Source organism: Halalkalibacter flavus, from assembly GCF_036663575.1.
Lineage (GTDB): Bacteria > Bacillota > Bacilli > Bacillales > Bacillaceae_D > Halalkalibacter > Halalkalibacter flavus.
On record NZ_JAWRVK010000048.1, the window covers coordinates 1 to 24,726 of the forward strand.

The following is a 24,726-nucleotide window of genomic DNA, read 5'->3' on the forward strand; positions in this document are numbered from 1 at the left end:
ACAACCTTTCTTCTATATAGTGTAACAAATCTATAGAAACTTAACTAAGTTGTGTCCATGAAACTATACTAGCATCATATAGAGGTAATAAATTTATTTAATTTTAAGTTAAAAAGATAAGAACCTTACTACAAATAGGTTGTAGTAAGGCTTGTTAAAGGTGTTTTAAATTCTATTCATCTGCTTAAATGATCCTTGAAAAATGACTAATAAAGTTGTTTACTTCTTGTTGAACTAAAGCTACCCTATTCTGGAGTAACTTGTTAACTTCGATTAGTCAACACAATTGAAGTTCAATAAATCGTCCTTCGATTATTTCTCACTAAATGCAATCTGTAATCCTATAAACCCCAATATTGATCCTTTTATAACGTTTATTCTTTTTGCAATAAAAGAGTTGTTTACTAATAAATAGCGTATTTTATCAGATAAAATACTAATCCCAACAAAAATAACCAATGCCTGAACCATTGTAATAATTCCCAAAATAAATACTTGCCCTGTTACATTCCCCATTGATTTATCTACAAATTGAGGTAACAATGCTAAAAATAAAAGTGAAACCTTAGGATTTAAAATATTCATCAAAATCCCTTTTTTGTACAATGATTTATAGTTGAACAATCTTTTATTATCATTAGTACCATTGAGATCCGTATCTTTTTCTCTAAATGATTGAAAAGCTAAGAATAACAAATAAATAGCTCCAGCGTATTTCACAATGGCAAACGAAATTGCAGATTGATAAATAATTGCAGATATCCCCAAAGTAGCCGCACTTATATGTACGATTAGACCAGTACAAAGTCCGAGTGCAGTTGCAATCCCTGCCTTTTTATTTTGAGAAATACTTTGAGCAATAACAAATAAGATATCTGGACCTGGCATTAAAGTAAGGAATACTACAACACCTAAATAAGATAAAACCATCGTTATATCCATTTATGCACCTCTTAACAGACAGAATTTTAATCTATTATAATATAACCCTTATATTGGGGGAACCAGGGATTATATAGGTTATAAGTATGTAACTATTCTCTAAAATTAATGGCGCATTCTCTATTCAAGAAATGCGCCCGATTGCTGAATATCACTATTTATTTTTTAATATCAATACAAAGTATTTTTGGAATAAATAGAATTTAGTTGTCTGACTAAATATCACTAGGTAACGTTGCCGAATTGTTGATAGTTACTTTCCATGAAATTATTGTTCAGTATTAGAAAATGAATGAATGCCATGATTTTGAAAAGTATAGATAGGAAGAGTGACATCAACTGTCGTTCCTTTATTCACTTCACTTTCAATAACGATCTTTCCTTGATGTGTTTCAACAATTTTATAACAAATCATTAATCCTAAGCCAATTCCTTTTTCTTTGATACTGTAAAAAGGTTCTCCGAGATATGGGATACGTTCTTTTGAAATCCCACACCCTTGATCGATAAAACGAATGCATACTTGATGATCATCAAATTTATCGATTTGAATCAAAATTTCTCCTCCCGTCGGCATCGCTTCAATTGCATTTTTCAAGATATTGATAAACACTTGTTTTAATTGGTTACCTTCACATGGAATGAAACGAATGTTAGTGTCAAACTCCATTCTAATTTGAATGTTATTCAACGTTGCTTGAGGTTGAAGTAATGTTGTAACCTTCTCTACTAGCATGTGTAAATCATTGAGTTGAATCTTAATCGCTTGTGGATTAGCTATCGTTATAAATTCATTTGTAATACTTTCAATTCGATCCATCTCTGATAACACCACATCTATATAACGCTGATTGTTCTCATTTTCCGTTAATTTTAGTAATTGCATAAACCCTTTCATTGCAGTTAAAGGATTGTTAACTTCATGGGCGATTGCAGTGGCTAATTGCCCTACAACAGCAAGCTTCTCTGATTTACGTAATAATTCTTCTGTTTTTAACCGTTCAGTAATATCCCGAGAGATAAGCAGTAAAACTTCCTTTCCATTCAAGCTAAAAACACGGACACTAAACTCATTATTAATTTTATTACCTGTCTTCTTAAAAACAAATTCATCTCGTAAAGTGAACGAACGTTTGCCTTCCTTGATTTGCTCTACAATTTTTATGATCATTGTAGAATTTTGAGGAACAATATCGGCAAATGCCATCGAGAGAAGATCTTCCCTGCTATACCCCAATCTTTCACACCCTACTGGATTTACTTCAAGCAATCGAGATGGATGTCGATCCTCATTCAATTCCACTAAATAAACAGCATCAGGTGACTGTTCAAATAGAACACGGTATTTCATCTCACTTTCCTTTAACTGTTGATGCAATTGATGGAGTTCTCTTTCTGCTTGTTTTCTTTTAGAAATGTCTCTATAGATTGCTGATAAAGCAATCGCATTTCTCTTTGAATCAAGAATAGGTGAAGGCTTCACACTTAATTTCAAACTTTTACGTGTTGTAAAAACTCGAATGACTATAGCTGCGCTTACAAAGATTAAAAAAATGCAAAGTTTTAAAAAAAAATCATTGAGAATCATTTAATAATTACCCCTTAGCTGTTCGATAAGAAAGTCACCAAATGCATCATATCCAAGCTTCGTAATCTTCGATGCTTTATACCCCATACTTGGCAATGCAGCTGAATATTTGCCGGCGTGCCGCTAGGAACCCTTTCGAAGGAAACAACGTCCCTTAACGCGACACCCTTTTGTTGAGGGATAAAATCAATTAATAATTCACGGTTGAGTATATTTTTGTCATAAACTAACCCTTAAATCAAAATTCCTTGATCTAGCTTGTGTTTTTTATAGCTACAGCTTATTTTACCATCGCTGAAAATCCTGATTCCTATAACCAATTTACAGCATCTTCTGTTTTAAAATAGTTCTCTTGAATGAAAGCTAAATAATGTTTAGTTTCATTACCCCAACATCTAGGCATTGGTTAGACATAAGACATTCGCAAGCCTATCTCTGCCTTTTGATGTTCATTTGACCAACTCACAAACGAACAAGTACCAATGACCTTATTACTTTCTTTATGGAATATCGCCCAATCAGCAGATAGACCATTTTCATAACCTTCAACAACTACTCTTACAAAATTATTCAGAGTTTCTTCTTTTGATTTATTAACTTCCCAAGTCTTATGATGAGCCACTTCTGCATCAGATGAAAACTCAAATATATCATCCAAGTCACTTAATTTTATTTTTCTTAATATTAGTCGATGAGTTTGAAAAGACGGCAATTCTTTAAATAATTCCTCTATATGAATCAATTTCATAAAGCCTACTTAGCGAATCATAGATAAACCCAATTTTGATTATGATGTTTTAAAAATTGAATTAAGCCACGTTTGTCACTTGGTTGTTTGAAATCAACTTGGCTAATCGATCACATGCTAGCTTAGCTCCGTTATAGACTAAATGGGTGAAATCAAAATGTATTTTTGCGCGTCGTCCTGTTCGATATCGAACATTATTTAACTGAAAGAACTCTTTGAGATACGCAATAACGCGTTCAACTGCACTTCGTTGCTTGTAAATGGTTTTCCATGCTTTTGAGCCACGGGCTGGAGCACAGTAGCGACGTAAATCGGTGGTGATTTTGACTTTATACACCTTTTGGCATAACGTATCTTCCGCTAGCGGACAGTCTGTACACTCTTTTGGACGTGTATATTTTAACGTCTCATACTTAGAGTCGTAGCTATCATAGCGATACGAATGTTCCCGAACACAGGTTGGAGCGAAGTGCTTATCAAATCCTTCTAGTTCGGATTCATTCTTCTTGTTATAAGCAATGACTGAGTGAGCCCCGATCCGATAGATTTGTTCATAAATCGCAGGGTAATCATAACCTGCATCCAGTGTACTATAAGAAATCGGAAGCGTAGTTAGACGCTCATGGATGCCCTTTAATAAAGGAATCGCTGCTTTTCCATCATTCAGATTGCCAGAGGAGAACAGGGATTGAAGAATATACTGGCTTTTGGTTCCGACGGCAAAATGTCCTTTGTATCCGAACCAAAACACATTCTTCCCTTCGCTATTTTTCTTAATGCCCCATTTAGGGTCCATGGGAACAGATGAACGTAATTCTTCTAGCGTTATATCAAGCTGAGCTTCAATCGTTTTCTCGAAAATCGGAAGAGCTGCTTCACGTTCAGCTTGTTCTTGAAGCCATTTCTCTTGTTCGTCTTTCGATTTGCGTCCGCGTTTCTTTAGTTCTGGCTTCGGCTTTTCTTCTTTCGTTGGTGCTTGGTCTCGAGCTTCGATATGAGTCGCATCGATGGCGATGGTTTCGTCTGTGACAAATCCTTCGATGATGACTTGAAGAATCTGCGTTTCTTGAACACGTTCAAGAACATCTGATTCCGCTAATTGAGTGAGCATTCTTGAATAAGAAGCCTTAGATGGAATGGGATCAGAAAGAAGAAATCCACAGTCTAAACGGAACATATAGTCCTGTTTGATCCGCTTAATCAGATCTTTAATGGTCGGAATTCTCTCGAGAATTCTAGCGGTAAGTGAGTAGATCATCGCTGCGTAGTTAAGTTGAACAGGCGCACCATATAGGGCTTTTTTTGACACCACAGCCCAAATTGGGTTGATATCAATCGTCGAAAACACTGCTTCAAAACGGTGGGTAGGTTCTAAATCGTATAAATCTTGCAGGTCAAATAGGCTTCCTTGTCGTATAATAGTCATAAGGGAGTCTTCCTCCAGTCTGAGAGTTTGTTTGGTCACTTACTCATTCGACTTTTGGGAGGTACTCCTTTTTTTATGTCTGGAAAGCCTTGCAAGACTTGGGTTTCAAATTATGAAATTTACTCATTTAAAATTGTAATTAAATTGGTTCACAGGCACTCTATCAAAAAGAGGAAAATCCTCTTTTTGATAGCACATTCTTTCATCTATTGCATTAAAGTATAACTATAATTTTCCTTTACATATTCGTTGGAGGTTATCCATTAGGATAAACAAAAACTTTTATAGATTCTTTTTTATTATATAGAGCTTGATCCATTGCCTCTTTTGTATTTTCTAATGGGTATTGATTCGTTATTAATTTATTTACAATCGATGGATTTGATGCCATGAATTCTATACCTGAGGGATAAGTGTTGGCATATCGAAAAACTCCATATATATCTACTTCATTATCTGAAATGAAAGGTATATTTAACTCTACTTCATCTTTTGCCGGAAGCCCAATAATAGCGAGTTTACCTCCTTTTTTAAGGGATTTTAATGCTGATTTTAAAGCAAGAGGATTCCCCGCAGTTTCAAATGCAACATCCACCCCTTTTTGGTTTGTTAACGTAGTAATTACTTCATTAGCATTTTCTTTCCTAATATTTATAGCGTGAGTAGCACCTAACTCCTTGGCGACTTCTAATCTCTTTTCCTCTAAATCTGTCACTATAATATTAGAAGCACCAAAGATTTTTGCTGCTACTACTGCTAATAAACCGACTGGACCCATTCCCATAATTGCAACCGTTGAACCCGGTTGAAGATTGACACGTTTTGCACCGTGAATACCTACTGAGAATGGTTCAATAAGAGCAGCTGCTTCAAATGGTAAGTGATCAGGTATTGGGAATAAAAAATCTTCTCTATGCTTAACGTATTGAACAAAGGAACCATTAAATGGTGGAGTAGCCATAAATTCTACTTTTGGACATAAGTTATACTTTCCGGATTTGCAGTTTTCACAGCGTCCACATGTAATACCCGGTTCAATTGCAACCCGATCGCCAACATTTACTGTTGTTACACTTTCACCCACAGATACGACTATACCTGCACATTCGTGCCCTAATATCATTGGTTTTTCTACCACATGAGTACCGATCCTACCATTTTCATAATAGTGGACATCAGACCCACAAATCCCTACAGCCATTACCTTCACTAAAACTTCATCACCATAGACCTGCGGTACATCAATTTCCTTTAACTCGATTTCCATAGGATTGGTCATAAACGCTGCTTTCATTTTTTCTGGAATCTCAATTGATTGTTTCATTAAAAAAACACGCTCCTTGTTCTTGTTAGATTATTTGCTTTACTAAAATTAAGTTCTAACAAATCTCACATTTAAACTATCATTACTCATCTTTTTTAACTAAATTTCCCACAATTATTTATTTTATCTTTTACTCTGGAAACCTTTTATCCTTTTACAGCCCCCATCGATAATCCTTTAACTAGTGATTTTTGTGAAAGGAATCCTAAAACGAGAACTGGTACAATAACTAGTGTTGATGAAGCTGCTAGTTTTGCATAGAATAAACCCATCTGAGAGCCGAAACGTGACATATATACAGGGAGTGTAATAGCTGAATTCCCCGCTAAATTCAATGCAATGAAGAATTCATTCCATATAAAGATTGTAACTAGTAAACCAGCTGATATGATACCTGTCTTACAAAGTGGTAACATAATTTTAATAAATACAGATATTTTTGAAGCCCCATCCAACTCTGCTGCTTCAATTAACTCTTTTGGTAATTCAGCAAAGTAGGAATAGACCATCCAAATTACAAGCGGTATATGGAACCCTGTATACACAAGAATTAATCCCGAATGAGACCCTAATAACCCAACAGCTTTAAAGGCACTAGTAATAGGAATAATAACAGCTACTGGCGGTAATATTATAGTCGTGATAAACCATAAATAGAGACTGTTTGACGTAGTTGCTTTTTTAAACTTAGCAAAGACAAGAGCATAGGCTGCTGGAACTCCTAACAAAAGTGCTAAACCTGCTGATGCAGAAACAATAATCACTGAATTACTAAGTGCTGACCAAATACTTGCATTCAGAAAAATTTCTCGGAAGGTTTCTAAAGTCGGTTTAAATATTAAAGAAGGTGGTGATACTTCATATTCCGACTTAAAGGCTGTTAGAATCATATAAATGATTGGAAAAGAGTAGAGTAATGCAAAAGCATAAACAAACAACATTTTTAAGCTTTTATAAGAAATATTTTTCTTATTAATAGGTTTAACTATTTTGGGTAATGGCTGCTTAGAAAGAGATGTATTATTCATAATTTTTGACCATCCTTTTGTTTCTGAATTGCATTAAACAGTAATGTAATAACTGTCACTGATAAAATAACTGTGACGACCGCAATTGCAGCGCCTCGCCCAACATCAGATCCTAAGGAAACAACTTTAAATACGTAGTATGTTAAGTTGTTTGACAGAACACCTGGTCCACCAGCAGTGGTCGTATGGATTAGTCCGAACTCCTTGATAATAAAAATCAAACCTAGCATAACTGCTACTTGAATATGCATTGTTAGCATAGGTATTTTAATTTTCACTACTGTTGAGAACCAACTTGCACCATCTATTTTTGAGCTTTCTATAATTTCTTCAGGAATGTTTTGCAACCCTGCCAAAATGACAAGAACAAAGAATGGCGCCCATTGCCAAACTATTAATAACATAATTGAAGTTAATGGATACTGAGAAAAAAAATCAGGTAGATTAACTCCTAAAACATTTGAAATATGACCAGACCAACCAAAAGTACCGTCTAAAATTAATGTTTTCCATATCATACCAGTAACTGTTGTCATAACAAAAAAAGGAGCCAAAATAAGTGTTCTTACAAAATTGATTCCTGGAATTTCACCATCTAGTAACAAGGCAACTGCTATTCCGACTATCGTACATAACAATAGAGAGACTCCAGTAAGATAAAAAGTATTTACTATAACTGAATAAAATTCACTATCAGTTAAAATTCTGGAGAAGTTCTTTAATCCAGCAAACGAAACCCCTAAGTCAGGTCGTATAAGATTATAATTAAGAAATGAGTAGATAATAGTCATCAAGAACGGTATTTGAGTTGTCACAACAACCACGATAATTCCTGGCAACAGAAGTAGCTTTGTTTTATCTTTGGATACAACTCCTTTATTCACCATAGATGTTCCCCCCTTTTAAGAGTTATTAATTAAGATGGGTTAGACTTTCTCCTAACCCATCTTATTAAAATTAAGTTAATTATTTATATCCGCCGTTGGCAATCGCTGTCTCCACAGCATTTTGAGATTTTTCTAATGCTTCTTCCAGAGTAGTTGCTCCTGAAACATATTCGGCAAGATACTCACTTACTTGCGTTCCAAATTCAGCAAACTCCGGAATACCAACATACTGAATACCTACATAAGGAACGGGGTCAACAGATGGTTCATCATATTTAATTGTATTGAGTGAATTAAGGACATCACTTGCATATGGAGTTTCTGCCATATAATCTTTATTTTCGTATGTTGACTGACGCGTTCCTGGAGGAACTGTCCCCCATCCTGAATCTTCAGCAACTCTTTCAATATATTCTTTACTTGTTGCCCAAGTTATGAAATCAAATGCTTCTTGCTTATGTTTAGAATTTGGGTCAATACCAAGTGCCCATACCCATATCCAACCAGTATTATCTATTTTAACATCTGTCGGGGCTAGACCCATTTCAAACTTCCCATAAACTTTCGATTCTGAATTATTGAACCCTTCCGCAAGAGAAGTGGCATCATAAAACATTGCAGCATTACCTTCCATAAATAACTGAGAAGCTTCAGCATAACCAGTTGACACAATATTTGGTTGACCTGCATCAACTAATAATTTTTTATACATTTCGAACGCTCTAGCCATATTAGGATCTTTCGTAAATTGGACGTCCCAGTTTTCATCAACCCAGCGTGAACCAAAGGCATGAATCATCGAACCAAATACTGCTCCATTCATTCCCCATCCAGGCTGACCTCTCATTGTAATACCATATTGGTTATTAGCAGGATCATGTAGTTGCGTAGCAATTTCATAGATTTCATCCCATGTAGGATTTGTTGGTATTTCAATCCCAGCTTTTTCAAAGACTTCAGTATTGTAATACATCATTGAAGCCTCCGCGTAAAAAGGCAAACCATATTGCTTTTCATCAATTGTTAAAGACTGTTTAACCGGTGGCAACAAATCCTCTCTGTCATATTCAGCTAACTCTTCATCAGACATCTTTTCAAAATAAGGTTCAAGATCCTCTAACCATCCATTATCAGCCCAGAAAGCCATTTCATATGAACCAATTTGAACAATATCATATTGTCCGCCACCAATAGTTGCATGATTGGTCAGTGTTTGTCTCAAATCATTCTCAGGAATTAATGCAAAATCCACTTTTACACCTGTTTCTTCCGTATATTCTTTACTAAGCTTTTCAAGTGCAGGCATTTGAGGGTTATTTCCTACTGCAATTGTCAAAGTAACGTCTTCAGAATTAGAATTTACTTCTGTTTCCCCAGTGACTTCCTCTTGTGTTTCATTAGAGCTACAAGCTACAAGCATAATACAAAATAGTAAAAGTAGTAGTGAATTTAACAAACTAGTTTTTTTCATAAGTTTTCTCCTTTAGATTTAAATTTTTAAGGCGAAAGTTTCATACTAGAAAAAGTTCTTTATTTCTTTTATATAGCTCCTTAAACAAGTTATAATAGTAGTCATAAATTAATACATTTTCTTCATTCGGATACATTACTTCTGAATTGTAAGAAATAATTTTATTACAAGCTTGCTCTAAAGAAGAATAAATCCCTATACCAACTCCAGCAATAATGGCAGCCCCTATACTTGCTTCTTCAATTGAATTAGTTGTATAAACTGGTTTATTGAAAATATCAGCCTGTATTTGAAGCCACACTTTACTTTTAGCTCCACCACCCGAAGCAATAATTTTATCGCTTTGAATTCCTAGAGATTTTATGATTTCAAGAGAATCCCTGAGCGAATAGATTACCCCTTCCATTACTGCGCGGACAAAATGATCTGTGCTATGTTCAAGAGTTAATCCAAAAAATATACCTTTGGCGTTCGGATCTAGATGAGGTGTTCGCTCTCCTGTTAAATAAGGTAAAAAAATCAGTCCATCACTTCCTGGTTTGATTTTTTCAGTTCGTGCAGTAAGTGTTTTAAAGTTATCTTCTTTTTGCAAAATCTTCTCTTTTAACCACCTAAGAGAAAGTCCACTGTTTAAACTCGACCCTTGTATATTCCATGAGTTTGGTGCAATATGGCAAAAGGTATTCGTCCTTAATTCAACATCATAAAGAGGCTTATTAACCATCACTGCTATCTGTCCACCTGTACCTATATTTGACGATATAACTCCTGGAGTAACTACTCCATTACCTATAGCTTGCATAAATTGGTCTCCACCACCAAATACAACGGGAGTTTGTTCTGTTAAGTAAGTTTGATTTGCAGCTTCTCTTGTTACTTCGCCAGCGATTTCACATGGCTCATAGCATTCCGGGAATAATTCATCTCTTATGTCCAACTTCTTTGTTAGAAAAAAAGCCCACTTTCTTTCTCTTATATTAAATGCAAGGGTACTAGATGCATCTGTGGCTTCAACTGCTATTTTTCCAGTTAATTTGAAGCGAATATAATCTTTTGGAAGAAGAACTTTATCAGTTAAGTTGTAGTTTGCTGGTTCATTCTCTTTTACCCATAATAAGGACGAGATGGCGAATCCAGTCGATACGGAATTAAACATACTATCTGTGACTTTTTCTTTTTGTATCAAATCATTAATTCTTGACGCTTGTTCTTTCGAACGTTGATCTGACCAAATAATTGCCGGACGTACTAAATCCCCTTTCTTGTCAAGCATTACAAGTCCATGCATTTGTCCTGACAGCCCGATTCCGGATATCAATGACGGATTTAAATCCGCTTTTTTTACCATCTTCCGGAGTGCCTTTGCTGTTGCATTCCACCAATTTTCTGGTGATTGTTCTGCATAACCTTTTTTAGGAATGTTTATTTCAAACCCTTCTTGTTCTTTTCCTATTATTTCCCCCTCTGTATTCATTAATATTGTTTTTACACTAGATGTCCCTAAATCAATTCCAACCAAATACTTCATCTTTCCTCCTTATTCTTCGCCTTGAAACTGAAGCGCTTTCAAAAGAACTTTTACCTCAGTTATTAATTTAATTATAGGTGGCTTATCTGTTTTTAAAAATGAACTCGTTTTTGTTTTAATACAGTTTTTTTTTATAAAATTGAAGTGATCACATAAAAAAATACAATATTTTTTCTTTTTTTATAATATTTTTAACTTTCCTATAAATATTAATTAAATTGGTAGCATTAACACCTATAAATTTTTCACAAAGACAATAAAAGAACCTTTTAAATAATCAGAGAGATTATTTAAAAGGTTCACTAAAAATTTAAATCCTATCTTGAATTTTATATGGCAGATATAAAATTATAGTAGTACCCTTCCCTTTTTCACTATCTATGACTAGTCCATATGTTGAACCAAAATATAAATGAATTCTCTCCCTGATGTTTTGAAGACCTATACCACTGTGCATCTTTTTTTTATCGTATGATACAACACGGTCTTCTACTTGTTCTTCCATTCCTGGACCATTGTCTTCTACTTCTATTATAAGGTACTCTTCTTCTACCTTTGCACGGATAATAATTTCCCCATTTTCTTCATTTGCCTCCATGCCATGATAAATTGCATTTTCTATTAGTGGTTGCAGCAGAAATTTCAACACACAACATGAATATGCTTCATTACTTATATCATAAGACACAGAGAATGTATCACCATATCGATATTTTTGTATATTTACATAATTTTTTACAGTCTTAATTTCATCTTCTAGTGTAACAATAAATTTCGGGTTTGAAACATTATATCTTAATAGATGAATAAGTGACGTTATCATTTCACTTATATTGGTTACATTTTGCATAACAGCCAACCATTTAATAGAGTCCAACGTATTATATAAAAAGTGGGGATTAATTTGAGATTGAAGCAGTTGAAACTCTATTTCCATTTTTTTCTTTTCTTCTACAACAGTATTTTTAATTAAAAGTTCTAACTTTTTTACCATATTATTAAAAGCTCTGCTTAGTTGACCTAATTCATCTGTACTTGTCACATTTATAGAAGCATCCATATTCCCTTTCTCAACTTGTTTAATCTTTTCATTTAAGAGAACAATAGGTTTTGTAAATGAGACTGATAACCTATATGTAGTAATAAAAGAAAGTAAAATCAATGATAATAAAATAGCTAGAAATATAAATCCTAGTTTATTTATAGCTTCATAGATACCTTCAGTACTAATAATATGAATGATGGTCCAATCTGTATAGTCAATTGAATCTAAAACAATAATACTATTTTCACCAAACACTTTTTTATTGATTGTAGTTTTTTCTAAAGTTGAAATATTAGGAATTTCTGAAACAATATAACTTAAATTCACATTATTTGGGACTGTATATAATAGGTCATTTTCTGAATTTACAACGAGAACTCTTTCATTACGTGAAGCTGAAGAGGTCGCAAGAATTTCTTCAATATACATTGAATTTAAATCATTTATTATTAACCCTATTTTTTCTCCTTTATCTGAGAATACAGGAATCATTAAAGAAATAACTTCCATATCAGAAAAGAAATGATAATTTTCATTACGTGTACTAGTAAAATAGCTATTTTTCACTAATTCACCCTGTAGGTCGATATTATAGACTTCTCTTAGTTTTTGTTGGTTTACCCCCCAATCACTAGAAAAAAACATATTATTATTTCCAATAATATACATTCCACTCAAATACTCATTAGTATGAACCATGTTTTGAAGCATTGTGTTAATTTGGTGTTTATCCTCTTTCCCTTCTTGTATAGTATCATCAACACTTTTTTCCAATGCATTGAGGATATTTTCATCCCTAGATAAAGAAATCGATGCATTGGTAACAATTTGCAGGATAATTTCTATACTTTGTTTTGTCTCATTTGATAGACGAGTAGCAAACTCAAGTTCCCTTTCTTTCATATTCTGAAAGAAATAGATATAGACCACAATACTTAGTATCGCTAACGTGAGAACAATAAATGATGTAATTAATAAAAAAAGTCGTTTTTGTATGCTTAAGTTTCTCATTTAACCCCTTTTTCTTACTCCTTTTTATAATGACTTTTTCGGTATTCCTTACAATTTACACCTGTTAAATCTCTAAAAACTTTACTGAAATAATAAGGATTATCAAAACCAATTTGGTCTGCTATTTCATACATTTTAAAATCAGTTTGTGTAAGTAGTTCTTTTGCCTTTTCTATACGGACTTTAGTTAAATAACTAGTAAAGTTAATTCCTAATTCTTGTTTAAACAGCGAACTTAGATAACTTTTATTTATCTCTAAGAAGTTAGCAAGCATAGCTAAAGATAAATCTGTTGAGTAGTATTTATTAATATAAGAAAGACTCTTTTGAATATGAATAGAATATCTTTCTGTTCCACCAATATATTTGTTAGACAAACTAATATATTGTTCTAAAATAAATCGTTGAACCTCTACAAAAGCACTGAAATTTCCAATTTCTTGTTCAATTTTTTTTGATGATAGCTTATTGAATAACCTTAGAAGTTCACTATAAACACACTCTAACTTATTGAAATTTTTACTTAATTCAATCTGTTGAAAAAGTTCAGTTAGTAATTTTTCAACTTGCCTTATACATCCACTCACGACTAAACTTTCTAATAAATCGTTATCAAACAGGATTTTTTCATCGTAGCCATAGTCTGATTCTTTTTGGTAAACCATTACATTTTTTCGAGAGAAATAACTTTGCTCTTTTGCACGTTGAGACTGAATGTATAACTCCTTGAACTCCTCTTTTTTATTACCTTTCTCACTAATACCGATTAACAAGTTCACATCTAGTATTTTCTTAACATTTTCATTTACAGATTGCATTATTTTCTTAATAGTCTGGATAGTAGTTTGTTTCTTTAAGTTTAGTAAAAAAATAATCTCTTTTTCGTTAAAATTAACAAACGACTTGAAGGGCAAATCTGATAAAAACTCTAATGCCAAATTTTTAATAAATTGTAATGTTATCTTTTTACTTTCTACAAAATCTTCATTTATATGAACAGATACAATAATATAAAAATCATTGTTTAAATAAAATTGATTATTCAGTAAAACCTTTTCCATTTCTGCATTACTATTAGTTTCATTTTCAACTGAAACTTCTAATAATTTGTTATTATCTGCTAGTAAGAACTGTTCAACGGGCATATCATTAGATGCGTTGTTAAGGGCTGTTAATAAGTTCTCCGCTGTCAGTTCGTGTTTTAAAATATATTGTATAACTCCTAAACTTATTGCTTGTTGGGCAAATTTGAAATCATCATGATGGGATAAAATAATAAATTTCATTTGAGCATAATTTTTTCTAATTAGCCTTATTAGCTCTAAACCATCCATAAACGGCATCGAAATATCGGTTAAAATAATGTCTGGTTTTTTTTCAGTAATCAAATCAATAGCTTCTTTTCCATTTTTGGCATCACCTACTAATTTATATCCGTGATCCTCCCATGGAATTGTAGTTTTTAATCCGACTCGAACAAGAAGCTCATCATCAACAATTAATACCCTTTTCATTAGCAAACCCCTTTGTTATAAGTCAACTTCCAATCTATCACCATAACTTGAAAACCCTTTCAAATATAAGTTATCTCTTGTATAATTGAATATATCATAAGTGCTAATACCTGTTCTACAACTACTATTTATAGCAACCGCGATAATATATCCATCTAAAAAGAAGGGGGAGGGAGAAATGAGAAATCATTATTTATTTATTAAAACTCTACGTACGATAGTTATCTTAATAATTGTTTGTACTGGATGTAAAGTAGCCCCTAGTAAGGTTCCTGATTTTAATTGGAAAGTTGCGGAAGGTGAAACAATAAAAATAGCACTTAATCAACATCCTTATGCCTATGCAATTCTTAAAGAACTTCCTCGATTTCAAGAAAAAACAGGTATAGAAGTAAGCTACACTATTTCCCCAGAAGAATACTATGCTGATAGAATAACATACATGTTACATACAAAAACAGGTAATCCCGATGTTTTTATGACAGGTTCATATTATATATGGAGTCATGCCTCCAATGGGCTAATGCAAGATCTTGATGAATTAATGAGTAATCATTTAATAACAAACCCAGATTTAGCAACCGAAGACTTTCACCCTACGGTATTAAATACTTTAAAGTGGGATTTAGTCCCTGGAAACCCTGTAGGTACAGGTAAAACATGGGCGTTGCCTATTGGCTTTGAAATTATTTCCTTGGCTTATAATAAACAATGGTTTTCAGAATTGAATATAAATCCACCAAAAACTCTTTCTGAGTTAAAACAACAGTGTAGTATGTTAAATGATTACAAAGATGACGACACATATGCACTTGGTTTGAGAGGAACAAATAAATGGACAGGCCTTACCACTGGCTATATTACATCATTTGTTAATAATGGAGCCAAAGATTTTAAAATTGTGAATGGAAAATTGATTTCTACAGTTAATTCACAAGAAGCGATTGAATTTACTGACCAATGGGCTGAACTTATAAAAAAGTGTGTACCACCTGAATGGGCAAGTTATCCTTGGTACGAAGCTGGAGGAGACTTAGGCGCCGGAAGAACTGGTATGTTATTTGACGCAGATAATAATGCTTACTATCAAAATCAAAAAGGTAACTCAACGGAAGCTGGAAATATTGCATGGACATTAGCCCCCTTAGCAAATGAAGGTAATAACTTTCAGTCAAACATCTGGACATGGGGATTGGGTATTAATGAATATTCTACACAGAAAAAAGCATCCTGGCTATTTGTTCAATATTTTACATCAAAGGAATTTATCAAAAAAGGTGCTCTTGAATTAAATTTAGTTAATCCTGCTAGAAACTCTGTTCTGAAAGACCCCAAGTTTGTAAACTTACTTCAAGAATCGGAAGGTTATACTAAGACTTTAAATGAAACACTAGAGAATGCAAATGAACTTTTTACTCCTCATCCAAATTTTTTTGAAATGAGTAACGAGTGGTCCCTGACTTTGCAAAAAATAGTGTTAGGCGAATATCAAAGTTCAGAAGAAGGGTTAAATGCTTTAAAATTGAAGATTGATAACATATTAAAAGCAGATAATTAGTGTATTTTGCAAAAGATAAGTGCAGAGAATTGCAACGAATATGCAGAGGTTTGCCACCTTAGAAAGTTACCTTCTTTTTTACAGGGCGTTAGAAAGTCGGTAACTTTCTCCATGGCGACCCGTTTTCTCTTCTTTTCATTTCACTTTCATAATAATTTTTCATCTCTTTTAAAGCCTTTGAAATACCTTCAAACTGTTCAGAGGTTAGCTAAACAACGCTCTAATACTACTAAGAATAAATCTTCCTTGTTTTTAAAATACTTATAAAGTGAACCATTAGAAATTTGCGCCCCTTCACATATTCTTGAGATAGTGTTACTAATGCTTTATTGTATATTTACTCATCCCCTGCTTTAGCTCACTTACAAGATAATTCATCTTCTGGGCAAATGTTTTTATTTCATTGCTTTCTGTGATTAGTCTATCAGTATCAACCGTTATACTTTGCGAATATTCAGCATTTTCAAGTGTGGATATTTCCATTTCTGTTAGTACTTCGCTTAACTGAACTGTATTCATAGCAATTATTTGAGTAGATTTTGAGACATTAAGCATCTCTGTCGTTACTTGTTCAATTGATTTTGGGATGCTATTAAAAGAATCTCCCATTTCATGAACGACTCTTGTACCAACTTCTACTTCCTCCGCACCGCGATTCATTTCGTCAATGGCTCTTTTCGTATCCATTTGAGTAGCATCAACCATATCCGAAATTTTCCCCGCTGATGCTCTTGATTCATCTGCTAATTTACGAACTTTACCTGCAACAACTGCAAATCCTTTTCGTGTACATCGGCTCGTGCAGCTTCGATCGCTGCGTTTAACGCAAGCAAAGTTGTTTGTTCAGAAATTTAAGTAATTATGTTGAGAATGTGACTAATTTCTTGTGAACGTTCGCCTAATTGTTGAATAATATTTGCTGACTGTTTTACCGTTTCATTTATTGTTTCAATTTGTGCAATCGCTCGTTTTATATACTTTTCACCATCTATACACATGGTTTGCTGCATCTATACTTTCTTCCATACGATTGAACGTGCCTTCTGATGTATTACATACATTTCGAATCGTTGATGCAATACCGGATGTTGTAGCCCAATTTTATTCTCTGAAGTATTCGATAACTGTTTGGAAATATTAGTAACTTCGTTTGTCTTCGCTGTTGTCCGTTCGGAGAAAGCTCTCAAGTTTTTTCTTATCTCAAAAAATACGAGAGTAAGCTTTCCGACTTCATCTTTGGCCACTTCATAAATAGTCTCTTCTGTAAGGTCACCGGATGCTACTTTCTCAATAGAACAAAGTAATTTTTTAATAGGAACAACAATGATTTGAGAAAGTATTAGTGCAATAAATATACTAAGAACAATCAAAATTCCAGCCATATATAGTGTTTGCACTTTTAAGTTATATCCTATCACTCTAAATTTTTCAAGCTCTGCTGATACGGATTCGGGATTCATATTACCCTCGGTCTGATAAACTTCAAACGTATCAATTTCCCGATTTATATCTTCTATCTTGTTGATATGATTAAATGAAGAAAAAGGCTTCCCGCAAGTTTGGTCAACTCATAGGAAGCCTACGCTAAGGCTATTTATGTTAGCAAAAAAGTTAGCATTTTGCTTTTTGTTTATGAAAATCCTTGTGGCTCAAGGGATTCGGGCGCTTATTACATCATGCCGCCCCTCAGATAAACGCTTCATTAAATTTTCTTTCTCAACCTCAAACCCTGGTTTACCCAGTAAAGCAAACATATTCTTTTTATACGCTTCAACTCCTGGTTGATCAAAGGGATTTACACCTAACAAATATCCACTAATTCCACAAGCTTTTTCAAAGAAGTAAGCCATTTCACCGAATGTGAATTCGGTTACTTCATCCAACTCTATAACCATATTTGGTACTCCGCCATCCACATGGGCCAACACTGTACCTTGAAACGCTTTTTTATTTACTTCATCCATAGTTTTTCCAACTAAAAAGTTCAAACCATCGGTATTAGCTGGGTCTTCTTGAATGGTTATTTCAGCCTTTGGTTTCTTAACCTGTATTACTGTTTCAATCATATTACGTTGACCCTCTTGAACATATTGTCCCAAGGAGTGTAAATCTGTTGAGAAATCAACAGAAGCAGGAAACAAGCCTTTATGATCTTTTCCTTCACTCTCCCCAAAGAGTTGTTTCCACCACTCTGATACATAATGAAGAGATGGCTCATAGTTTACCAATAGCTCAATGGACTTTCCTTTTGAGTAAAGCGCATTTCTTACAGCCGCATACTGATAACATTCATTTGTTAATAAATCCGAATTATTATATTTACGAGCAGCAGCCGCGGCTCCATCCATCATTTGATCAATATTTAGGCCAGCAGCAGCAATTGGTAAAAGGCCAACTGCTGTCAAAACGGAAAATCTTCCACCTACGTCATCTGGAATAACAAAAGTTTCATAACCTTCATCGGTCGCTAGTTGCTTCAATGCTCCTTTTTCTTGGTCTGTCGTAACATAAATACGGCTTTTCGCTTCTTCTTTACCGTATTTTTGTTCAAGATAGTCACGGAAGATACGGAAAGCAATAGCAGGTTCAGTAGTTGTGCCAGATTTAGATATGACGTTAATTGAAATATCTTTACCTTCCAAAATCTCTAACAAATGAGATACGTAAGTAGAACTAATATTTTGACCTGCAAAATACACTTGTGTTGTATCGCTCAATTGATTGTGGAACGTATGCGATAATGACTCAATAGCGGCACGTGAACCTAAATAAGATCCTCCAATTCCTATCACAATAAGCGCTTCAGAATTAGCACGGATTCTTTCAGCAGCTAGTTTGATCCTTGAAAATTCGTCTTTATCGTAGTTATTAGGAAGGTCAATCCATCCAAGATAATCAGAACCTGCACCTTTTTTTTCATGTAAATGAGAATGGGCTACTGAAACATAATCTCGTAGGTTCTCCACCTCAGATTTTTTCATAAATGGTAATGCGTTTGAGTAGTTAAAAGAAACAGGCATTGTTTTTCAGTCTCCTTTGCTCCGATTTATATTTTTGAGATTTTCATTTTCACAATCTAATCTCTTATAAGCTTTTAAAAAAATTATATAAAATGATTCGTTTGCTTCCATTATCAATAGCTTATCAAGTCAAAAAACTTTCTTTTAATCAACTCTTCCACTTCTTGAGCTGATTTCATATTTAGAATTTGTTCTAATACATTGCTCATTTCGACTCTTGATAGTTTACTAATTTGACTTCTTGCCTGTAATATAGTAGTCGCGCTCATGCTAAACTCATCCAACCCAAGTCCAAGTAAAATCGGGATAGCCACTTCATCTCCTGCCATTTCTCCACACATTCCTACCCATTTTCCTTCTTTGTGCGCAGCATCAATAACCATTTTTACTAATCGAAGAATAGCTGGATTATATGGCTGGTAAAGATATGAAACTCGTTCATTCATACGGTCTGCAGCCATTGTGTATTGAATTAAATCATTGGTTCCGATACTAAAGAAGTCAACTTCCTTCGCAAATAAATCTGCAGCTACAGCGGTAGAAGGAATTTCGACCATTATACCTATTTCAATATCATCGGATACAGCACTACCAGTACCCTTGATTTGCTCTTTCACTTCTAACAAGATATTTTTGGCTTCACGAAACTCATCTAATGTTGCAACCATAGGAAACATAATTTTCAAGTTTCCATAAACGCTCGCTCTTAGTAAAGCCCGAAGCTGAGTACGGAATAAGTCTGGCATTTCTAGACAAAGACGTAGGGCACGAAACCCTAAAAAAGGATTCATTTCTTTCGGAAGATCTAAATAAGGAAGCTCTTTATCTCCACCAATATCAAGTGTGCGTACAACAACAGGTTTTCCCTCCATAGATTCTAGTACCGTTCTATACGCTTCAAATTGTTCTTCTTCTGTTGGTAGTTGATCTCGACCCATATAAAGGAACTCTGTACGGTATAGTCCAACACCTTCCCCACCGTTTCCAAGGACTGCTTTAACATCCTCAGGAGTACCAATATTAGCAGCTAGCTCTACATGGTAGCCATCTGCTGAAACCGTTCTCTCATTTTTAAGCTTCGCCCACTCTGCTTTTTGAACTTCGAACAGAGTCTTTTTCTCTTCATATTTCTTTAATACTTCTGAGGAAGGATTCGCAATCACGGTTCCGTCTATACCATCAACAATTACTAATGCACCATTTTCAATTTCTGTTGTTACTACTTTTGCTCCTACAACAGCAGGAATTTCCATGGACCGTGCCATAATCGCTGAGTGAGAAGTCCTCCCACCAATATTGGTCGTAAAACCTTTGACATATTTACGATTTAATTGAGCCGTGTCCGAAGGCGTAAGATCCTCCGCAACGATTACGACTTCTTCAGAAACCAAACTTAAATTTGGGACTTGAACACATAACAAGTGAGCGATAACTCGTTTTGTTACATCTCGAATATCTGCTGCACGTTCTTTCATATACTCATTTTCCATTGATTCGAACATAGAAACAAACATATCAGCGACTTCTTTCATTGCTACTTCAGCATTAAGCCCTTCGTTTTCAATTTTTTCTTTTACTGAGTTTAATAATTCTGGATCACTTAGCACTAGTAAGTGCGCTTCAAATATATCAGCTTTATCAGTACCTAACTCTCGATTTGCATGTTCCTTTATTTTTTGAAGTTCTGTTTTGGATTGGTTTACCGCACCCTCGAAGCGTTTAAGTTCACTTTCAGCATCTTCTATTAATTTTTTTTCTATTTTAAACTCTGGTTCTTCTAAGCAATAAGCTTTTGCGATTGCTATCCCTGCTGACGCCCCAATACCATTAATATTCTCGATCCTCATCTGGCTAACCCTTGTTTTACTAATGTCTCAGTGATAGATTCTAGTGCTTCATTTTCATCTGTACCTTTTGTTACTACCTTTATTTCAGCTCCTGAAGGGATCCCTAGAGCCATAATACCCATAATTGATTTTAAGTTTACACTTTTTCCTTTATATTCAAGGTTGACTTCACTACCAAATTGACCTGCTGCTTTAACCAACATTGTTGCAGGTCGAGCATGGATACCTGTTTTATCAATAACTGTAAATGTTTTTTCTACCATTTTCTCTTCCACCCTTTAAAAAATTTTAAAGATACCCCAATAATGTAAATATCTCAAAGTGCTACTAATAGAAATACATCAGTAAAAAACGTGTACTTCCCCACATATTTTCATAATAATCATTTTAATTATTCAGTCATTTCAAGACATCTTTAGAGAAGAAATTTATTTTAGTTACCGAATTCTCTTTTGTAATAATATCTATCCCAGTATTAACTCTTTTAGTACCGAGCTCTCCTTCAATGGATCTAATTGCATACACGACACTTAAATATCCCATATCATATGGATTTTGAGCGATACTAGCATTAATCCTTCCCTCTTCAACTATCTCTAGCATTTTCATTGTACCGTCTGTACCAACAACTGGAATGTTATATCCTTTTTCCTCCAACAGATTCAAGGAATTAATTGCAATTGTATCATTAGCAGCAAATACACCATCAATGTTAGGATACAACCTAATAATTTCATCAATTGCTCTCTCTACTTCTCCCGATTCACTATCGGCAGCGCTTTCCATTACAACCTTAATTCCAATCGCTTCTAATGATTCTCTACTGCCTTTCAACCTTTTCACCATATCCGGATTAACGTTAGTTGAATGTATAAGCGCTACTTGATTGCCAGGTTGTAGCATAGATCCTAATAATTGACCCGATCTTACACCTAAACTATGGTTATCTGTACCTATATACATTGTCTGACCATCCCAATCTAGTTCAGTATCAACAAGTAGTACAGGAATATTTTTATTTTGATATTTTTTTAAAACGGATATAGTCGGAGTAGGTTGTATAGGAGCAACAATTAATGCGTCAGGTTTCTGTTCCAAAACATCTGCTAAGATTTCTATTTGTTCTGTGACTTGTAAATTGGCAGTACCTAATATTTGACCTTCAACGTTAAAATCTTTAAAGGCTTTTTTAGCTCCTTGACTTAATATCTTCCAATATTCTGATTCTGTTTCTAAAGCTTTTAAAACAACAACCACCCTTGGTTTGTCATTATTTAAGGAACTTACACTATATATTAATAAACTTAGAAGAGTGACAGCGAAAAGCAGTTGAAATTTATAATGTCTTTTCCCCTTAAACACTTATTTATTTCCCCCACGATTTTCAAAATACTGAACTTTAAATTTTTCACCTGAGATTCTGATAACAATTTTATTTATTCAGACGAAACGTTCTCTTATAACTCAATCTAAAGAGTCTCTTCTTATACTAGTTAAGTGGGAGACTCTTTAAATTGCTTTTAGTTATTAAAACATTACTTGCCCACCAGTAACGTTTATCGACTGTCCAGTACAATAAGCTGCTTTATCTGAAGCATAGAAAAGGACAGCATTGGCAATATCATCATACTCACATCCACGTTTTAATGGTACCTTATCAATATAAACTTGTTCTACTTCACTCTCAGGAATTCCGAGTTTTTTTGCATATTGCGGGAGTAAACTCTGGAACATAGGAGAGCTTAATAGATTTCCTGGCATAATTGAATTTACACGAATGTTATGCTCTGCCAGATCTAACGCTAGACTTTGAGTTAAACCTACTCCTCCGAATTTAGAGGCAGAATAACCAGAATTATGCTTACTTCCTACTTTACCCGACTTTGAGTTGATTTGAATGATGTTTCCGTACCCTTGTTCGATCATCACCTTTGATACTTCACGAGCACATAAGAAATAACCTGTTAAGTTGACAGCCATAGACGTTTCCCATGCAGTTAAATCAAAATTAGTTATCTTTGAACTCTTTGCATAACCCGCATTGTAAACAAGTAGATCAATTTGTCCGAATTTAGAAACGGTTTTTTCAACCATAGATGCCACTTCGACTTCATTTGTTAGATCTGCTTTAATACCAATTGCTACTTTGCTAAATTTTGATTCAATTTCGGCTGCAACACTATTGGCGTTGTCCCCATTAAGATCTACAACAGCAACGTTATAACCATCTTCAGCTAATCGGTAAGAAAGTGCCTCTCCTAAATTTTGACCTCCACCAGCTACAATTGCTACTTTTTGTACAGTCATGTTTTCTCCACTCCTATTTAGATTATTTATTTCGAACTATTTCTAATTTTTCGCCCTCGGTAATTTCTTTAATCACTTTATCTTCTAAACAAAGGGTTCCCGGTAAATCTGCTTCTGAACTACCATTGAACCTTATAGTTATATGTCCAAGATTACCTAGATTTTGATTAACCGCACTTCCAACAGCAGTCACTTTGTATTCCTCTTCCCCAATTTTAAATATATCTCCGACTACTATTTCTCCATTCAACTCATTCTTCTCATGAACAATACAGAACTCTTTTAATTCTTCTGGTGCGTCACTTTTAAAAAGAATAATCATCTTATCTGCATAGAAAGTAGCTACCATAGGTCCAATACTTATTACGTTTGTATAATAGATTTCACTCATAATTTCCACCTGCTTAAAAATTTATCTCTACATGTTAAATAATTCTTTTATTAAAAATCCGTGTAAATTGCAAAACTTGCTAGCCATGCTACAAAAACAGTTGGCGCTCCGGTCAAAAACCTTGAATATAATACAGCTGGCACCCCTACTTCAACCGTCTCTGGTTCCGCTTCCGCTAACCCTAAGCCTACAGGAATAAAATCAGCTGCTGCTTGTGAGTTGATCGCAAATAATGCCGGTAAAGCAAGTTGTGGCGGGATATTCCCTTGCCCAATCTCCGTACCAATTAACACGCCGACCACCTGTGCAATGACTGCTCCTGGCCCCAAAAATGGCGATAAAAGTGGGAATGAACAAACTAGTGAAATTAGAAGTAACCCTGGTAACGAACCTGCATATGGTGAAAGGAAATTTGCAAATACATCCCCAATACCAGATTCTAAGATTACCCCGATAAGCATAGCCACAAATGCCATAAAAGGAAGGATCGTTTTTAAAACGGTATCAATCGTGTCACGACCCGCTTGGAACAGCGTACTTGTAAAGTTACCTATTCCCATTCCTACCTTAACCATAAGGCCTTTCGGCTTCTGCTGTTCACTAATTTTTTTGTCTGTGCTATACTTAAATTGTTTATTTTTATTTTCTTGCGTTTCTGTTTCGCCGACAGAAGCGCTCTCTTTTTCTTCGCCACTATTTATTTCTTCATTTGCTGCTTCAATATTGTTAACCTTAACTCCTGAAACATAGATATCTTCTGTTATAAATTTCGCTAATGGTCCACTTTGACCAGTTGGCATGATATTGATCGTTGGAATTCTTTTTTGTGGATAAATGCCACAACGTAACGTTCCACCACAATCAATAATCACACAGGCCATTTCTTCATCAGGTACCTTCGTTTTAAATCCATCAACTAGTTCTGCTCCTGTTAAATCTGCAAGCTTTTTCGCAATATCTGGTTGATTTCCGCCTGTGATATAGACAACTTTATTTTTCTTTTCATTTACAATAATGGTTAATGGTCCACCGAAACCACCGGCTCCTGCATGAACAACTGCTGATTTGTAGTTTGACATTATTTTCACCTC

At 34.5% G+C, this 24,726-nt stretch carries 21 protein-coding genes and 2 pseudogenes; 1 reads left to right on the top strand and 22 read right to left on the bottom strand.

What is annotated here, in order from left to right:
• Nucleotides 1-312: 312 nt before the first annotated feature.
• The 11 genes and pseudogenes from SAY88_RS21370 to SAY88_RS21425 form a co-directional block, all read right to left on the bottom strand.
• The gene (locus tag SAY88_RS21370) at nt 313-942 is read right to left on the bottom strand and encodes a LysE family translocator (RefSeq protein WP_332634198.1); all 630 of its coding nucleotides are present in this window, start codon (nt 940-942) and stop codon (nt 313-315) included.
• 268 nt (nt 943-1,210) lie between these two features.
• A pseudogene (locus SAY88_RS21375) lies at nt 1,211-2,488 on the bottom strand (ATP-binding protein); the annotation flags it as partial.
• A 448-nt stretch (nt 2,489-2,936) separates the two neighbouring features.
• Entirely contained in the window at nt 2,937-3,278 is a 342-nt protein-coding gene (locus tag SAY88_RS21385) for a GNAT family N-acetyltransferase (protein ID WP_332634200.1), read from the bottom strand.
• Nucleotides 3,279-3,339: 61 nt separating this feature from the next.
• Complete coding sequence (locus SAY88_RS21390) at nt 3,340-4,704, bottom strand: IS1182 family transposase (RefSeq protein ID WP_332634201.1); 1,365 nt, start codon at nt 4,702-4,704, stop codon at nt 3,340-3,342.
• A gap of 256 nt (nt 4,705-4,960) precedes the next feature.
• Nucleotides 4,961-6,028 (bottom strand): NAD(P)-dependent alcohol dehydrogenase, encoded by a 1,068-nt coding sequence (locus SAY88_RS21395; RefSeq protein ID WP_332634203.1) that lies wholly within the window; start codon nt 6,026-6,028, stop codon nt 4,961-4,963.
• A 146-nt stretch (nt 6,029-6,174) separates the two neighbouring features.
• Nucleotides 6,175-7,056 (bottom strand): carbohydrate ABC transporter permease, encoded by an 882-nt coding sequence (locus tag SAY88_RS21400; RefSeq protein ID WP_332634205.1) that lies wholly within the window; start codon nt 7,054-7,056, stop codon nt 6,175-6,177.
• The gene (locus tag SAY88_RS21405; RefSeq protein WP_332634206.1) at nt 7,053-7,943 is read right to left on the bottom strand and encodes a carbohydrate ABC transporter permease; all 891 of its coding nucleotides are present in this window, start codon (nt 7,941-7,943) and stop codon (nt 7,053-7,055) included. Before SAY88_RS21405 ends, SAY88_RS21400 begins: the two co-directional genes overlap by 4 nt.
• Nucleotides 7,944-8,022: 79 nt before the next feature.
• Nucleotides 8,023-9,414, bottom strand: coding sequence for an ABC transporter substrate-binding protein (locus SAY88_RS21410; protein WP_332634207.1), 1,392 nt, complete (start codon nt 9,412-9,414; stop codon nt 8,023-8,025).
• A 40-nt stretch (nt 9,415-9,454) separates the two neighbouring features.
• A complete protein-coding gene (xylB, locus tag SAY88_RS21415) occupies nt 9,455-10,942 on the bottom strand; it encodes a xylulokinase (RefSeq protein ID WP_332634209.1) in 1,488 nt (495 codons plus the stop codon).
• 310 nt (nt 10,943-11,252) lie between these two features.
• Nucleotides 11,253-12,998 carry a sensor histidine kinase gene (locus SAY88_RS21420; RefSeq protein ID WP_332634211.1) on the bottom strand — a complete coding sequence of 582 codons (1,746 nt, stop codon included), beginning with the start codon at nt 12,996-12,998 and terminating at the stop codon, nt 11,253-11,255.
• Between the two features lie 14 nt (nt 12,999-13,012).
• A complete protein-coding gene (locus tag SAY88_RS21425) occupies nt 13,013-14,512 on the bottom strand; it encodes a response regulator (protein ID WP_332634213.1) in 1,500 nt (499 codons plus the stop codon).
• A 178-nt stretch (nt 14,513-14,690) separates the two neighbouring features.
• Between SAY88_RS21425 and SAY88_RS21430 the strand changes: the two genes are divergently transcribed.
• On the top strand, nt 14,691-16,070 hold the full coding sequence (locus SAY88_RS21430) for an ABC transporter substrate-binding protein (RefSeq protein WP_332634215.1): 1,380 nt from the start codon (nt 14,691-14,693) through the stop codon (nt 16,068-16,070).
• Between the two features lie 197 nt (nt 16,071-16,267).
• Here SAY88_RS21430 and SAY88_RS26085 read toward each other — a convergent pair whose 3' ends face one another.
• From SAY88_RS26085 to srlE, 11 genes and pseudogenes are all read right to left on the bottom strand, one after another.
• Nucleotides 16,268-16,393: a TetR/AcrR family transcriptional regulator gene (locus SAY88_RS26085; protein ID WP_431308905.1), complete on the bottom strand. Its 126-nt coding sequence runs from the start codon at nt 16,391-16,393 to the stop codon at nt 16,268-16,270.
• A pseudogene (locus tag SAY88_RS21435) lies at nt 16,389-16,793 on the bottom strand (hypothetical protein); the annotation flags it as partial. The pseudogene SAY88_RS21435 and the gene SAY88_RS26085, both read right to left, overlap by 5 nt.
• A gap of 128 nt (nt 16,794-16,921) precedes the next feature.
• Nucleotides 16,922-17,080 carry a hypothetical protein gene (locus SAY88_RS21440; protein WP_332634216.1) on the bottom strand — a complete coding sequence of 53 codons (159 nt, stop codon included), beginning with the start codon at nt 17,078-17,080 and terminating at the stop codon, nt 16,922-16,924.
• The gene (locus tag SAY88_RS21445; RefSeq protein ID WP_332634217.1) at nt 17,081-17,530 is read right to left on the bottom strand and encodes a methyl-accepting chemotaxis protein; all 450 of its coding nucleotides are present in this window, start codon (nt 17,528-17,530) and stop codon (nt 17,081-17,083) included.
• Between the two features lie 189 nt (nt 17,531-17,719).
• Nucleotides 17,720-19,090, bottom strand: coding sequence for a glucose-6-phosphate isomerase (locus tag SAY88_RS21450; RefSeq protein WP_332634219.1), 1,371 nt, complete (start codon nt 19,088-19,090; stop codon nt 17,720-17,722).
• Nucleotides 19,091-19,203: 113 nt separating this feature from the next.
• The gene (gene ptsP, locus SAY88_RS21455) at nt 19,204-20,931 is read right to left on the bottom strand and encodes a phosphoenolpyruvate--protein phosphotransferase (protein ID WP_332634237.1); all 1,728 of its coding nucleotides are present in this window, start codon (nt 20,929-20,931) and stop codon (nt 19,204-19,206) included.
• 2 nt (nt 20,932-20,933) lie between these two features.
• Complete coding sequence (locus SAY88_RS21460) at nt 20,934-21,200, bottom strand: phosphocarrier protein HPr (protein WP_332634221.1); 267 nt, start codon at nt 21,198-21,200, stop codon at nt 20,934-20,936.
• A 136-nt stretch (nt 21,201-21,336) separates the two neighbouring features.
• Entirely contained in the window at nt 21,337-22,299 is a 963-nt protein-coding gene (locus tag SAY88_RS21465) for a sugar ABC transporter substrate-binding protein (RefSeq protein ID WP_332634222.1), read from the bottom strand.
• A 165-nt stretch (nt 22,300-22,464) separates the two neighbouring features.
• Nucleotides 22,465-23,244 (bottom strand): sorbitol-6-phosphate dehydrogenase, encoded by a 780-nt coding sequence (gene srlD, locus SAY88_RS21470; RefSeq protein ID WP_332634223.1) that lies wholly within the window; start codon nt 23,242-23,244, stop codon nt 22,465-22,467.
• A gap of 22 nt (nt 23,245-23,266) precedes the next feature.
• Nucleotides 23,267-23,635, bottom strand: a complete 369-nt coding sequence (locus tag SAY88_RS21475) for a PTS glucitol/sorbitol transporter subunit IIA (RefSeq protein ID WP_332634225.1) — start codon at nt 23,633-23,635, stop codon at nt 23,267-23,269.
• A gap of 50 nt (nt 23,636-23,685) precedes the next feature.
• Entirely contained in the window at nt 23,686-24,714 is a 1,029-nt protein-coding gene (gene srlE / locus SAY88_RS21480; protein WP_332634227.1) for a PTS glucitol/sorbitol transporter subunit IIB, read from the bottom strand.
• Between the last annotated feature and the right edge of the window lie 12 nt (nt 24,715-24,726).

Excerpts from the sequence above, each read along its gene's own strand:
- SAY88_RS21370 (WP_332634198.1), bottom strand. The coding sequence starts at position 942 with ATGGATATAACGATGGTTTTATCTTATTTAGGTGTTGTAGTATTCCTT.
- SAY88_RS21385 (WP_332634200.1), bottom strand. The coding sequence starts at position 3,278 with ATGAAATTGATTCATATAGAGGAATTATTTAAAGAATTGCCGTCTTTT.
- SAY88_RS21390 (WP_332634201.1), bottom strand. The coding sequence starts at position 4,704 with ATGACTATTATACGACAAGGAAGCCTATTTGACCTGCAAGATTTATAC.
- SAY88_RS21395 (WP_332634203.1), bottom strand. The coding sequence starts at position 6,028 with ATGAAACAATCAATTGAGATTCCAGAAAAAATGAAAGCAGCGTTTATG.
- SAY88_RS21400 (WP_332634205.1), bottom strand. The coding sequence starts at position 7,056 with ATGAATAATACATCTCTTTCTAAGCAGCCATTACCCAAAATAGTTAAA.
- SAY88_RS21405 (WP_332634206.1), bottom strand. The coding sequence starts at position 7,943 with ATGGTGAATAAAGGAGTTGTATCCAAAGATAAAACAAAGCTACTTCTG.
- SAY88_RS21410 (WP_332634207.1), bottom strand. The coding sequence starts at position 9,414 with ATGAAAAAAACTAGTTTGTTAAATTCACTACTACTTTTACTATTTTGT.
- xylB (WP_332634209.1), bottom strand. The coding sequence starts at position 10,942 with ATGAAGTATTTGGTTGGAATTGATTTAGGGACATCTAGTGTAAAAACA.
- SAY88_RS21420 (WP_332634211.1), bottom strand. The coding sequence starts at position 12,998 with ATGAGAAACTTAAGCATACAAAAACGACTTTTTTTATTAATTACATCA.
- SAY88_RS21425 (WP_332634213.1), bottom strand. The coding sequence starts at position 14,512 with ATGAAAAGGGTATTAATTGTTGATGATGAGCTTCTTGTTCGAGTCGGA.
- SAY88_RS21430 (WP_332634215.1), top strand. The coding sequence starts at position 14,691 with ATGAGAAATCATTATTTATTTATTAAAACTCTACGTACGATAGTTATC.
- SAY88_RS21440 (WP_332634216.1), bottom strand. The coding sequence starts at position 17,080 with ATGCAGCAAACCATGTGTATAGATGGTGAAAAGTATATAAAACGAGCG.
- SAY88_RS21445 (WP_332634217.1), bottom strand. The coding sequence starts at position 17,530 with ATGAATCCCGAATCCGTATCAGCAGAGCTTGAAAAATTTAGAGTGATA.
- SAY88_RS21450 (WP_332634219.1), bottom strand. The coding sequence starts at position 19,090 with ATGCCTGTTTCTTTTAACTACTCAAACGCATTACCATTTATGAAAAAA.
- SAY88_RS21460 (WP_332634221.1), bottom strand. The coding sequence starts at position 21,200 with ATGGTAGAAAAAACATTTACAGTTATTGATAAAACAGGTATCCATGCT.
- srlD (WP_332634223.1), bottom strand. The coding sequence starts at position 23,244 with ATGACTGTACAAAAAGTAGCAATTGTAGCTGGTGGAGGTCAAAATTTA.
- SAY88_RS21475 (WP_332634225.1), bottom strand. The coding sequence starts at position 23,635 with ATGAGTGAAATCTATTATACAAACGTAATAAGTATTGGACCTATGGTA.
- srlE (WP_332634227.1), bottom strand. The coding sequence starts at position 24,714 with ATGTCAAACTACAAATCAGCAGTTGTTCATGCAGGAGCCGGTGGTTTC.